At 38.8% G+C, this 14,025-nt stretch carries 11 protein-coding genes; 5 read left to right on the forward strand and 6 right to left on the reverse strand.

What is annotated here, in order from left to right; translation table 11 throughout:
* Positions 1–174: 174 nt before the first annotated feature.
* A complete protein-coding gene (locus BMSHG_RS21305) occupies positions 175–3,264 on the reverse strand; it encodes an efflux RND transporter permease subunit (protein WP_019156497.1) in 3,090 nt (1,029 codons plus the stop codon).
* Positions 3,265–3,362: 98 nt separating this feature from the next.
* Between BMSHG_RS21305 and BMSHG_RS21310 the strand changes: the two genes are divergently transcribed.
* Positions 3,363–4,199, forward strand: a complete 837-nt coding sequence (locus tag BMSHG_RS21310) for a TetR/AcrR family transcriptional regulator (RefSeq protein WP_019156498.1) — start codon at positions 3,363–3,365, stop codon at positions 4,197–4,199.
* 43 nt (positions 4,200–4,242) lie between these two features.
* Here the strand turns inward: BMSHG_RS21310 and BMSHG_RS21315 are convergent, their stop codons facing one another.
* Positions 4,243–5,238 carry an iron-hydroxamate ABC transporter substrate-binding protein gene (locus BMSHG_RS21315; protein WP_019156499.1) on the reverse strand — a complete coding sequence of 332 codons (996 nt, stop codon included), beginning with the start codon at positions 5,236–5,238 and terminating at the stop codon, positions 4,243–4,245.
* A 139-nt stretch (positions 5,239–5,377) separates the two neighbouring features.
* On the opposite strand from BMSHG_RS21315, the gene BMSHG_RS21320 reads away from it, so the two are divergent.
* On the forward strand, positions 5,378–6,403 hold the full coding sequence (locus tag BMSHG_RS21320) for a FecCD family ABC transporter permease (RefSeq protein ID WP_019156500.1): 1,026 nt from the start codon (positions 5,378–5,380) through the stop codon (positions 6,401–6,403).
* Positions 6,403–7,428, forward strand: coding sequence for a FecCD family ABC transporter permease (locus BMSHG_RS21325; protein ID WP_019156501.1), 1,026 nt, complete (start codon positions 6,403–6,405; stop codon positions 7,426–7,428). Before BMSHG_RS21320 ends, BMSHG_RS21325 begins: the two co-directional genes overlap by 1 nt.
* Before the next feature lie 43 nt (positions 7,429–7,471).
* On the opposite strand, the gene asnB is transcribed toward BMSHG_RS21325, so the two are convergent.
* Entirely contained in the window at positions 7,472–9,355 is a 1,884-nt protein-coding gene (gene asnB / locus BMSHG_RS21330) for an asparagine synthase (glutamine-hydrolyzing) (RefSeq protein ID WP_019156502.1), read from the reverse strand.
* 268 nt (positions 9,356–9,623) lie between these two features.
* On the opposite strand from asnB, the gene BMSHG_RS21335 reads away from it, so the two are divergent.
* Together BMSHG_RS21335 and BMSHG_RS21340 are read left to right on the forward strand one after the other, a co-directional pair.
* A complete protein-coding gene (locus tag BMSHG_RS21335) occupies positions 9,624–9,956 on the forward strand; it encodes a PadR family transcriptional regulator (RefSeq protein ID WP_019156503.1) in 333 nt (110 codons plus the stop codon).
* A complete protein-coding gene (locus BMSHG_RS21340; RefSeq protein WP_019156504.1) occupies positions 9,953–10,906 on the forward strand; it encodes a permease prefix domain 1-containing protein in 954 nt (317 codons plus the stop codon). Before BMSHG_RS21335 ends, BMSHG_RS21340 begins: the two co-directional genes overlap by 4 nt.
* A 737-nt stretch (positions 10,907–11,643) precedes the next feature.
* On the opposite strand, the gene BMSHG_RS21350 is transcribed toward BMSHG_RS21340, so the two are convergent.
* The 3 genes from BMSHG_RS21350 to BMSHG_RS21360 form a co-directional block, all read right to left on the reverse strand.
* Positions 11,644–12,387, reverse strand: a complete 744-nt coding sequence (locus tag BMSHG_RS21350) for a hypothetical protein (RefSeq protein ID WP_019156506.1) — start codon at positions 12,385–12,387, stop codon at positions 11,644–11,646.
* Entirely contained in the window at positions 12,384–13,109 is a 726-nt protein-coding gene (locus tag BMSHG_RS21355; protein ID WP_019156507.1) for a hypothetical protein, read from the reverse strand. Before BMSHG_RS21355 ends, BMSHG_RS21350 begins: the two co-directional genes overlap by 4 nt.
* 311 nt (positions 13,110–13,420) lie before the next feature.
* On the reverse strand, positions 13,421–14,008 hold the full coding sequence (locus BMSHG_RS21360) for a GNAT family N-acetyltransferase (protein WP_026073575.1): 588 nt from the start codon (positions 14,006–14,008) through the stop codon (positions 13,421–13,423).
* Positions 14,009–14,025 lie beyond the last annotated feature (17 nt).

Here is a 14,025-nt window from a genome sequence, read left to right on the forward strand (position 1 = left end):
GTCGGCTCTTTTTCATGATGTTTGCTTATTAAGCGGAATTTTTCCTGTTATTTTTTCATACCGATACTCCCATTGTTTATACGAAGAGTTTATCCACAAATCGAGGGAATTTAAAATTGCTAGATCACAAAAAACCGAAGGGACCATTTAAGCCCTTCGGTTTAAAACAAACGATTAGTTTTCTTCGATTTCTTTACGGTTTTTCTTAAACATTCTTGATAAAATTTCGTAAACAATTGGAACAACAATCAGTGTTAATAATGTGGAGCTCGTTAAACCACCTATTACGGTTACTGCTAGGCCTTTCGAGATTAAGCCTCCGCCGCCAGTTCCAAATGCTAACGGAATTAAAGCACCTATTGTAGCAATTGCTGTCATCAAGATTGGACGTAGACGAGTCGCTCCCGCTTCAAGAATCGCTTCACGCATCGGCATACCATCTCGTTCCATATGGATGATCCGGTCAACCAATACGATAGCATTTGTCACAACAATCCCGATTAACATCAATAGACCCATCATTACGGATACAGAAATGGTTTCTCCTGCAATTAATAATCCAACAAATGAACCGATAACGGCAAACGGTAAGGAGAATAGGATCGCAAATGGTGCCAATCCCTCACCAAATGTAACTACCAGAATGAAGTATACAATCGCAATTGCTGCGATCATGGCGATACCAAGCTGTGTAAATGTTTCCGTCATGTCAGCAGCAACACCGGCAACATCAACTCTTACCCCTTTAGGTAAATCTAATTCATCAATTGCCTCATCTACTTCTGCTGTTGTTTTAGAGATATCTTTATCAAGGATTGTACCAGATACTGAAGCATAGTACTCTCCTTTACTACGTGCAAGTGTATTAAGAGTGGTACCTTCTTCAACCGTTACAAGCTCAGAAAGTGGCATTGTAGTACCAAGTGCTGTTGGAACTTCTTGATCAAGCATTTCTTCAATTGATTTAGGCTGGTCTGCTTGCTCATGTTGGACGATTACCTCTAGGGTGTTTCCATCCTTTTCAATCGTAGTTAATACTTCTTTTGTATGATCGGGGCTTAGCATCATAACAATTTGTCCTGCTGTTAATCCGTATTGAAGTAATTCATCTTGTTCTACCTTGAAAGTATGTTCCACATATGCATCCTCTGCCGAAGAAGAAACATCTTCAAGACCGTCATTTTCGTTCATGACGTCTTCAACCATTTTCACCGCTTCATTCAAGCGAGCTAAATCCTCACTATAGAATGTGTAGCTTACCTCATTGGTAGACATATTCATAGATGCGAAATCTTGGCTCTTCCACTCACCGCTTTGTCCGATATTGAATACATAATCTTCAACTTCTTCACGCGCTTCTGGAAAGTCCTCCATATCAGGGTCAAAGATGAGGTACATTAACGCACCACCAGCTCCGCCACCCATCATGGCTGTCATCATATCTGCACTGTCGCTATCTGTAACAGAGACTTGTAAAATATCGATGTCTTCACGCTTTAATAACTCTTGTTCAACCTCTTCTACATTCGCTAACGTATCATCTAAAAGCTCACCTGTTTCAGGTGTATACGTTAAGTACATCACTTTTTCTTCTTCGCTTCCCATAAAGCTAAAGCCGATTAACGGGGTTAATGCTAAGCTTCCACCTAATAAAACAATCGCGATGATCGATGTAATAATCTTATGGTTTAACGATTTTTCGAGTACTTTTTTATACCAATTAGATAACTTGCCAGAATCTTTATGGCTGCTTTCTGTTTTTTCACCGTATAATTTCTTCTTAAATAAGAAGTGAGAAAGTGCCGGAACAATGGTAATCGCAACAAGCAATGAAGCACCTAATGCAAATGACATCGTTAAAGCAAATGGTACAAATAGTTCGCCGACCATTCCCCCAACAAACACAAGTGGTGCAAACACCGCTACGGTTACTAATGTTGATGAAAGAATTGGTTTAAACATTTCAATCGTCGATTCTCGTACTAAAGCTCGACCTGATAGTTTTTCACCTTTTAAATGGAGACGACGATATATATTTTCCACGACGACGATTGAGTCATCGATAACACGACCGATCGCAACGGTAATAGCCCCGAGGGTCATAATATTAAGCGTAATATCCATCCAATTTAGGATCATTAATGCCATGAAAATCGAAACTGGTATGGAAACAATGGAAATAATCGTTGATTTGAAATCTCTCAAGAACAAGAGAATGATTAGAACAGCAATCAAACCACCGAATAATGCTTTCTCCACCATTGTAATGACAGAATCCTTAATCGGTTCACCTTGGTCTAGTGATACATCGATAACAAGACCATCAATGTTTTTCATCTCTTCGTCCACTAGGTCTTTTACCGCATCAACTACATCAACTGTGTTTGCCTGCTGGCCTTTTATAATCTGTATCGCAATCGCATCTTCTCCGTTTGTACGAGAAACAGATTGTACCTTACCCACTAACTCAATAGTGGCAATATCACCTAATTTTACAAATGGAAGTGGTTGTGTCTCAGATGGTGTGACAGGGATTAACATTTCTTTCAATTCATCTTCTGTCATGAACTTCCCGTCCACAGAGACTGCTTGCTCACCTTCTTCAAATTCGAAGAGACCTAATGAAACCGCTAAGTCACTTGCTTGAATCATTTGTTTGACATCATCTTCAGTCAAACCAAACTCAGCCATTTTCCCTTCATCATAGGTAAGCTCTACTTCTTCTATATGCTGACCAGTAATGGTAGCAGAAGCTATTCCTTCAATCTTTTCAATCTTTGGAAGTAAAACATCTTCCACAGTAGAAGTTAATTCTACAATATCTTCTGTTTCGCTACTCACACTCAACGCTACAACAGGCATCATATTCATGCTAATCGCTGTAATCGCTGGTTCTTGTGCACCTTCTGGTAATTCTACTGTATCAAGAGCAGATTGGAGTGCACGTTTTGCTTCATCCATATCTATGCCATAATCATACTCTACTTGAATATTTGACATGTTAGAATATGAGTTGGAGTAAACTGATTTTACATCCTCTAAATTTTCAATGGCCCGTTCCAAAGGGATGGATACATCTTCCATCACCTGTTCAGGAGTAGCACCTGGGTACACATCCATGACCATTAAGTATGGAATGGAGATATCTGGAATAGTCTCCATGTTCATTCTTGTTCCAGAATAGATACCTGAAGCAGTTATAATAATGGTTAGCAACCAAACTGCCAGCTTATTTTTCAATACAAAATTGACTAGATTTTTCACTGTTACACCTGCCCTAAATTGACTTATGAAACTCAATTACTTATAATAATGACTAAGCGGTCATTTGTCAACAAATAACTCTAGGAGCGAAAAAATAGATGGCTAAAAAACAACTCATTATGGAAAAAGCACTCGAACTCTTCGCAAAGCAAGGATTCGAAGCTACATCCGTTCAACAGATAACAGAATACTGCGGAATCTCAAAAGGCGCCTTCTACCTAGCATTTAAGTCCAAGGATGAATTGATCCTTGCCTTGCTGGATCATTTTATGGAGCAATACATCGCCGACATTGACTATACGGTCAAAAATTCAAAAAATGAAAGCCTTTTATATTCCTTTTACTACACGGCATTTCATTCTTTACATGAGCATTCAAATTTCGCCAAATTATTAATCAAAGAACAAGCCCAGACATTTAATGGAGAGCTTCTAATTAAAATGCAATATTACGATCAACTATTAGAAAAGCTCATCTTATCATTAATTGAGCGCATATTTGGTGACGCCCTTACAAAATATGATTTGATCTATTCAATAAGAGGGTTAATGAATGTATATACCGGTTTATTAATATTCCACAACATCCCTTTTGAATTAGATGTCCTTGCTCGATCACTTTCAGAAAAAACAAAGATACTTGCTGAACATTCGACCATTCCTTTTATCACAAAAGAAGTGTCCATGTTTATTAAACAACATCCTATTAAAAAAGAGGTTTCAAAAGAGGAAATTCTCGATGCAATCGAGCAAAAAATCAAGGAACTTGAAGAATCGCTTGAAAAAGAGTCATTACTTTTACTAAAGGAGGAGATTATCAACCCTTCTTATCATTCTGCAATCGTGGCAGGTTTATTAGAAAATATTCAAAATCACCCCCATTGTAAGTGGGTCGCCTATTTACTTAGAAAATATTTTGCGACAGAAAAAGAGTAAGAGGCCACCTTTATAGGTGACCTCTTACTCTTTTTTTCAAACCTTATTTCACAATACTTTTTATAATATTGTCGATGATTTGTCCGTTCGCAATAGCACCCGTGTAGAGCCAGCTTTCATCAGGGGTAAATTCGAACACATTGCCTGCTTTTACTGCAGGGATGTTCTTCCACAGCGCTTCATTTAGAGCTGTAGAACCACTTTCTGAATCACTGTTGATTAGGAATAAGTAGTCGGCATCAAGTTCAACTAGTTTCTCTAGTGAAATTGCGTTCCAGTTACTCTCTGCACTAGCTGAAATTTCTTGGACAACCTTTGGAACTTCTAAGCCTAAATCTTGGTACATAACAGCACCACTTGATAAGGTATCACTGACCACAAAGAAGCTTCCACCTACTAGCCAAATCGCTGCAGCTGACGGATTTCCAACTGCACTTTCTATTTGTGCTTTTGCTTCTTTTGCCTTAGTTTCATACTCTTCTAACACTTTTTTCGCTTCATCTTCTTTTCCAAACACTTCTCCTACACGTAGCAGTTCATCGCGCCAGTCATTATTAACCTCAGTTCCGATCACATATGTAGGAGCGATTTTATTATATTGGTCATATTTTCCGCCTTCTACCATGCTCGCTGAATCCATAATGATTAAATCAGGAGATAATTGTTGCACCGCTTCGAACGGCAAGTCATGGGGGATCGTCGGAACGCCTTCTAACTCACCTTGTAAATAGCCTTGAATGCTTGCTCCGTCATTAACACTCCACTGCGCAACCGGAGTAATTCCAAGAGCAACTAAATTATCTTCAAGGTATGAAGCAATCACTCGTTCTGGATTAGCAGGGATTGTCACTTCATGACCCATCGCATCTGTTAAAACACGTTCACTTGCCGTTTCGTCATTTGTCTCTTGTCCTGCTTGATCATTTTGTTGTGGCTCGGCTTGCTCATCTTCGGTATCTCCACAAGCAGCTAGAGAAACAACAAGAAGACCTGCTCCAAGAAGTTGCATTAGTTTCTTTTTTGTTAACATATTTATCATTGGAATCCTCCTAGGAATATGGTAAAATATACACAATTGATAATGATTATCGATTTCAATTAAAATACAAAAATAGGCTAAAGTCAATATGAAATTTCAAATAATTATGTCTATTTTTTGAAGAAAGTAGTTTTGAACCATGTCAAAAGATGCTGAAAACGAATTACATAGCAATCATTTAGTTGGAACAACGATTTTAATTATGGGGGGCATTATTCTTTTTTTTACGATCATTTCTTCGATCCATTTTGGGGCAGCCGATTTAAGTTTCAAAGCAGTTTGGGAAGCGATTTTTTCCTATAATGGTGACGACTCTTCTCATGTGATTGTACGAGAGTTAAGACTTCCGAGGGCACTTGCTGCCGTTACAGTTGGGGCAGCTCTTGCTGTTGCTGGAGCCATTATGCAAGGAATGACACGGAACCCACTTGCTTCCCCATCTATTATGGGTGTGACCGCTGGGTCTTCCTTTTTAATCGCGATTGCTTTCGCTATATTTCCGGCGATTTCTTATACTGGGCTCATTTCCTTTTCATTTTTAGGAGCAGCCCTTGGAACGATTTTAGTATTTGGCGTATCTTCCTTATCAAAAGGTGGGATCACTCCCGTCAAGCTTGCCCTTGCAGGATCAGCTATCACATCTTTACTTAGTTCGCTCTCAACAGCGATAGGAATTCGCTTTAATGTCTCGAAGGATATCAGTTATTGGTACGCAGGAGGCGTTTCTGCTGTACAAATGGAACAACTAGCCTACGTGATCCCTTTTGTGCTAGTCGGGCTCGTACTTGCGATTATTTTATCCCGTTCCATTTCACTTCTTAGTTTAGGTGAGGATATTGCCAAAGGACTAGGACAAAACACAGGTCTTATTAAATTTCTCGGAACCATCACCGTCCTTTTTTTAACAGGGGCAGCCGTCTCAATTGCAGGAATGATCGGCTTCGTTGGACTCGTCGTACCACATATAACTCGCTTCTTAGTCGGGGTAGACTATCGCTGGATAATCCCTTGTTCCGCCGTTTTAGGTGGGCTGTTATTACTGATTGCTGATATCGCAAGCCGCTTAATCAACGCTCCATTTGAAACGCCAGTTGGAGCAGTTACGGCGATTATTGGAGTACCTTTCTTCCTTTACTTAGCTCGTAAAGAAGGGAGAGAACTATAATGAATCATTCATTAACTAAGGACAAGCATAAATTTAAATTTTTGATCATAACCACCAGTATACTGATCCTTCTTGTTTTTTTTCTAAGTATTAACGCAGGATTTATTCCAATTCCTTTGAACGAAGTGGTAGATACTTTACTAGGACAAGGGACAGAGCAAAATGCGCTAACGATTTTTAGCTTTCGTTTGCCGCGAATTATTCTTGCCCTTTTAGTCGGGATGGGCATATCGATATCTGGAGCGATCCTACAAGGAATTTCACAAAACCCACTCGCCGATCCTGGAATTTTAGGAATTAATTCAGGGGCTGGCTTTGCGGTTGTTCTTTATATGTTTTTCTTCCAAGGATCGACTTTTCTAACAGGAGCATTATCAGTCTTTATTATGCCCATTTCTGCACTTATCGGGGCATTTGCTGCAGCGATTTTAATTTATTCGATTTCGTGGAAAAAGGGCCGTGTCACCCCTGTCCGTTTACTGCTAGTCGGAATTGGAATCAACTCCGCTTTTGGAGCAGGACTGATTATTTTTCAAATGAAAATGGAGCCCATCGATTTTATGAAGGCGATCATTTGGCTGTCAGGAACGATTTGGGGAACGAACTGGACATTCGTCCTTGCGTTACTTCCATGGATTTTTCTCCTTATTCCATTTGCCATTTATAAATCGAGATATTTAGATGTATTACGGCTCAGTGACCCTGTCGCTATTAGTGTGGGTGTAAATATCGAGAGAGAGCGACGGATTTTACTCATTGTATCCGTTGCCCTTGCTGGAGCATGTGTGTCTGTTGGAGGAGGCATTACCTTTTTAGGATTAATCGCACCACATATTGCCCGGCGACTAATTGGCGCAAGACATGCTAAAATCCTGCCGGCCACTGCTTTAATCGGCGGTCTCCTGCTGCTAACAGCAGACACATTAGGACGAGTCATTATGGCACCAATGGAATTACCTGTAGGTCTTGTCGTTTCCATTCTTGGTGCACCGTATTTCATTTACTTATTGATTAAGACCGTTTAATTAATTGGGGATACGAACTATGTACTAGCGTATCCCCTTTCTTTTAGATAAGCTGCAATTCTGGCTCTTTCTCCAAGCTTTCGAATGAATATTTTCCTTCGACATAAACCTGATGCCAAATCATGAAAATAATGACAGTCCATAATTTGCGACTATTATCTTTTATTCCCTTTTGGTGTTCAGATAAGAGTTGTCGCAGGTAATTCTTATCAAATAAGTACTCGATCGGACTCTCCATCATTAATTGATAAGCCCAATCATACAGTTCATTTCGTAACCAATGGCGAATCGGAACAGGAAAACCAAGCTTTTTCCGATTAAAAACAGATGCTGGTACAATTCCTTCCATTGCTTTTCTCAAAATGTACTTCGTTTGATGATTCGTGACTGTGATGGAATGATCGAGTTCTGACGCTACTTGATAGACTTCTTTATCAAGAAATGGCACACGAAGCTCTAAAGAATGCGCCATCGTCATGCGATCTGCTTTTACGAGAATATCTCCAGGTAGCCAAGTATGAAGATCAATATATTGCATCTTTTGTACATCATGCAAATGGGGAACTTGTTGATAGAATGGCTTCGTCACATTGTGATACTGCCATTGTGCTTGATAGGATTGTAATAGTTTTTCCTTTTCCTCTTCATGAAAAATTTTTGCATTTCCAATATAGCGCTTTTCTATACTTGTTGTGCCTCGCTCAAGAAAGCTTTTTCCTCTTACCCCATCCGGTAACCGTCTGGCAAACGCTTTACACTCTTTTTTTAGAAACGGCGGCAAATAGCGAAAATACTTTAAAGCATGAGGTTCACGATAAATATTATAGCCACCAAACAGTTCATCTGCCCCTTCACCTGATAACACCACTTTCACATGTTTACTTGCTTCACGGGCAATAAAATATAATGGGACTAACGCTGGGTCTGCAACCGGATCGTCTAAATGCCAGACGATTCGAGGAAGCTCCCGTATAAATTCATCAACATTCACCACATAGCTGATATTTTCAACCCCCAGTTCTTCAGCCGTCTCTTGAGCCAACTCGATTTCGCTAAAACCTTCCCGCTCAAAGCCGACTGTAAATGTCTTGATACCTGGATGCAGCTCCTTCGCCATCGCAACAATACTCGTAGAATCAATTCCACCTGATAGAAACGCACCTACTGGGACATCACTTCGCATATGCATAAAAACGGAATCTCTTAAAACATATTGAACTTTATTAATCATTTGCTGAAACGAACCCTCTGTGGAACAAAATGCAGGTTTGAAATAAGATTCTATTTTGATCGGTTGTCCTACCTTTTTCGTGAAAAATCTCCCTGGTTCTAACCGTTTAATCTCCATAGATAAACTGGCTGGCTCAGGAACGTATTGATACGTTAAATAATGATGCAATGATTGTAGATTTAGTTCACTCTGATCTTTCAATGCTAAAAGAATGCTTTTCTTCTCGGAAGCAAAATAGACATCATCTTCGTCTTCAAAATAAAAGAATGGCTTAATTCCAAAATGATCTCTTGCCCCGAATAACTCTTTTTTCTCGGAATCCCAGATGACAAAGCTAAACATTCCACGCAACTTATGCACAACCCTTTTACCAATATGGCTGTATAATGCCACGATTACCTCCGTATCTGAATCCGTTCGGAACGTATAACCACTTCTCATTAAATCTTCTCTTAACTCGATATAATTGTAAATTTCCCCGTTAAAAGTAATCCAATAACGCTCCTCAAACGAAAGAGGTTGATGACCGCTTTCGATATCGATAATGCTTAATCTTCTAAATCCCAACTGAATATCATCATCACCATAATATCCTACATCGTCTGGCCCACGGTGGATGATGACAGACGACATATCACGAATAATCCGATTGAACTCCCCACGTCTTTCTCCCATATATCCGATAAAACCACACATGTACTTCCACTCCCTTCTAAAAAAATCATCTATTTTTATTGGGCTTATGTCTGGAAATCATTTTGTCCATTCACCCTTTAATACCTGTAAAGGTCTTCATAAGTTTGTTAAAAATGAAAAAATTTGATTTTGAACAGCCTCATTTTATGTTTTTTTAAATATTACTTTACCTATCGTAGTAATTATGTTATTCTCAAATTACTACGATAGATGAAGTACGACAGACGAAGTAATTTTCATCAGAAAACCGTTAGAAAGGAGACTTCTTTTGATAAGCAGTGATGTTATCCGTGGATATAATGATACGATTATTCTTTATTTGCTTTTAGAAAATGAGTCTTATGGCTATGAAATATCCAAACAAATTAAAGAATTATCAAATGAGAAATACACCATTAAAGAAACGACGCTTTATTCAGCTTTTAATCGCCTACTAAAAAATGGATATATTGAATCCTTTTATAAGGATGAAACATTTGGGAAAAGACGCACCTATTATAAAATTACCGAAGCTGGAATCAACTACTACAAGGAAAAATGTCAAGAGTGGGAGTTAACGAAGGAAGTTATAAATCGATTTATTAGGGAGGATTTTACGTGAATACCATTATTGATTATGTAAATAATCTTTTTGCCACATTACCGAAAACGGAGCAATTAGAAACGATTAAAGAAGAAATGCTGTCTAATATGGAGGACAAATACAACGAATTAAAACGATCTGGGAAATCAGAAAATGAAGCGATCGGAATCGTGATTTCGGAGTTTGGAAATATTGACGAGCTTTTGAGTGAACTGGAAATAGAATTAGAGGAGAAGAAAGATCATTTCCCTTTATTGTCTGAGGAAGAAGTAGAAACCTTTTTACAGACAAGTAAAAAATCGCATAAATTGATTGGCTTTGGCGTGACTCTCTGTATGCTTGGAGCTGCCTTGCTAATCTTATTCTTACAGCTTCCCAATTTATCTGAGGTCGCTGCTACATCGATCGGCGTTACCGTATTACTTGTCCTCGTCGCAATCGCCGTTGGTCTTTTCATATACGCTGCGATGATGAAGGAAAAATATAAATTCATCGAAGAAAAAGGTGAGTTCTCCCTTTCATTCAATGCTAGACAAATACTTGAGAACAAAGCAAGAGCCTATCAACCAACATTTACACTATCCATCATTTTCGGTGTTATCCTATGTATCCTTTCACCTGTCTCACTTTTTATTACATTGGCGATAAATGAAGATTCCACCTCGTACGGTGTTGTTGCCTTACTTCTTATGGTCGCAATCGCAATTAATATCTTTATCTATTATGGTGGCACTAAAGACAGCTACGATCGATTATTGAAGATAGGTGAATACTCCGTGCGTCAAAAAGAGGAAAACAAAGTAGTTGGTGCTGTCGCAATCATTGTCTGGCCACTGGCAGTCTGTATCTTCCTCGTCACAGGCTTAATATACGAACAATGGCATATCAACTGGATTATCTTCCCGATCACGGGAATCCTCTTCGGTATGTTCAGCGGCGCCTACAACATCCTAAAAGAAAAGAAATAACGTGGAACGAGGGGGCTGGGTCAAAAAGTCGGTCTAGTTTGGCATGTATAAATCCCCTCGACATGAGGATAAAGTGTACGTATAGACAGTTGGCGTATCGCTATGAAAAAATAACAGGAAAAATTCCGCTTAATGAGCAAGCATGATGAAAATGAGCCGAAATAACAGGAGAAATTCCTGCTATTCCCTCAAAAAATGTTAAAATAACCACTTTTGCCCTCCATAAGCGGAAAATCTTCCGTTATTTCCCCTAAAAGGGACTCCCTTGAGGAGATAACAGGAAAAATTCCGCTTAAGGGTAAGGCAAATAGGATCTTAAAGTAGAAATTTAGACAAACCTCAGTCCTGCCCAGCCTACACTTTCGCAACATAAAATGAAGGCCTTATTAAAGACAGTATCCGTATGAAGTAGTTGGCTTGACAGCGAGAATTAAACCTTGCACTTCTGGTTGAGCATGAAATCGGTTGATTGTGCGGTAGCTTGGTTCATACAAAAATAAAGAAAGGTGAATTTGAATACCCTCAAATTCACCTTTCTCATGATTTGAAGCTAGTTACGCTGTTTCCGTATAGATTGTGGTTATTTGTAAAAACCGAGAAGCCGGTTTTTACCCTTATATCATGGTTATGGCTATACACGAAATGTACGACGGCACTTTTCGCTCCCTAAATCAGAAATTTGTTTTTTATTACTTTCCCAAAGCAACAATGTTTGCGAAAAGAACATTTTAAAAGTTTTAAGGCTGTTCTAGTTCCTCTCCATTCAATATCATGACATAGTCGATTGTTAACTTTCCGTTCGAGAAGCTGTTTCCATTCGTCTCCTCAGGAAAGCTTTCATTCCCTAGACGATCATAGGCCCTCCATCCAAATGACAAATACGGATCCGGAAACATTTGATTAAATAGTAAATCTAGATCGGTCTCTTGAGCAGATCCCATTTTAATAAAGGATTCCCTCACTGCAGCCCAATCCTCTGGTAATTGAAGTACTCCATACGTTTTTTCTTGAAGAGAGACATTTGTCTCCAACTGCACTCTTGGATAATAGGTCTCTTTTCCGTCGATGACTTGATATCCTCTATCTCTTATCATGTAAAAATCCATAGAATCCAAAAAATTATTCGGAGATAAATTCCATACAAAATAATAGGAGGATGGCTTTCTGCTATTAATCTCCCAAACCATCGGACCACCTTTTGTATCAATTCGGTCAACATTCCAGCTTCTCTTTTTCCAAACCCAATAGCTTAGACCGTAGTCTCCAGTCTCTGAAATAAAAGGAACGAATGTATGTCGTTCATCTATCTGGATTGAATCTTGGATTTCTTCAGCATTTGCTTCAGGGAAAAATTGATTGAGCTCTTCGATCAACACCTCACTTGCGGGAAAAGGAGTAGGCTTTGATAAGAAAAATGAATAAATGAAAATGGCGGACATTACAACGACCCCCGCACCAATCCATGTCAGCTTCTTTCTCACTTTAATTCCCCTTTCCTTAACAGCATAGAGACCTCAGAACGGAAATATAACTGTTCCCTTGATGTAGTAATCAAAATCCCTTTTCCGTCTTCTTCTATATAAATAATTGGATGAAGTCCACTTCCCCATTTTGCTGAAATCCCCATTAGTTGATACGGGAATCGTTCCTTCCCTTCATTTGACTCTTTATTCATATAAGTATCTTCGTACCACTCTTCACTATAAACCGTGTCTTGCTTTAATTGAGTTAGCTGATTCAACAGATTTTCTTTACTAAGTGCTAGTTCTTCTCCAGAGGGATGAATATTGATGATAGATGCCTTTTCAATATTTCCAATGTATGTTGCTGGCTCATTCTTCGGGTAAAACCCATGATGAATAGGGATCGCAACAAAAGCAAAAAGCAAGAAGAGAAAATTGGCCCAAAATCCTAACCAGGCAAAGAGGCGGTACTTCTGCCATCTTTCTATATTCCCTTTAAACAAATACATGATCCAAACCCCAAGGGGCAAGATCGACAACCTGATCGGCGTATCAAACACATCCAAATTAAAGGAGAAAGACAGTAAACCGACTAAAACAACAATAACAATCTTCCAAACTGGTATTCTTTCTGACTGCTTCTTGCGAATTCGATATACGAAATATCCGATGAGACACCAAGCTAAAATACTCATCGTAATTCCAATAATATCTATCTGAAAGTTTGGTTCCAAATTCATGACGACCACCTCCTGAAGTGAAAACTCCTCATGATGCTTCACAAAAGGAATACTACTTATTCAAAGTTATGCAGCACCCATATAAAAAATCATAGCACAAATTTAGCAAATGATTCCAAAATATTGGGAATGCTTTTTATACAAAGTTGATTTTGGCTCAATTATTTCAGCATAGGTGTGAGAAGTCAAAGTTTCTCACAAAATGAGCCAAAAATCGTTTTCTAAAAAACAAACATACTTTTACTTAAAAAGACAACCTCTTGACGACAACTCAAAAGTCAGCTTTCTCTCAAAAAATATGACTCCATTTTTCAAAGCATTTTCTCATAGCACACACATTCATGTACTCGCTTAAATTTACTTTTCACGAACTCTTTTTCCTCACCTACATAATGAGTAAAAGCATGGATCGGCTTCAATCTTGCAACTTCACTTCTAAGGGATTCATTAACCTCATCATTCTCTAGATACACATGCAAATAAGAATCCACTTTAAGAAAATGATTCTTTTCATACCAATCCTGAACCCACTGATCGTCTCTTGTCCACGCTTCTAAACGGTTAAGATTCTTGTCCTTTGCCATTTGTTCTGCAGTTTCCAGTAGCCGCTTGCCTACTCCTTCTCTTCGAAAATCAGGATGAACCGCTATATGCCAAATCATCCCTCCTATTCCACTCCCTCGTGAACACACGGTTTTTTCTTTTAGTTCATACTCAACATCCAGTATCCCTATGATTTGACCTTCATGTACCGCAACCAGTTCAATGGAAGGATACTCATATTTTTCTTTCTCCTGCAAAACATGATCAAAATAAGCTGTATCTAGAAATGAAAGAACTCTACAACGAACCCAGCCCATTTCATCATTCGGATGATATCGTCTAATTTCCATATTAATCGTCTCCTTTTTCCATC

Origin of the sequence: Robertmurraya massiliosenegalensis JC6, assembly GCF_000311725.1 — a bacterium.
In the GTDB taxonomy this organism is placed as follows: Bacteria; Bacillota; Bacilli; order Bacillales; family Cytobacillaceae; genus Robertmurraya; species Robertmurraya massiliosenegalensis.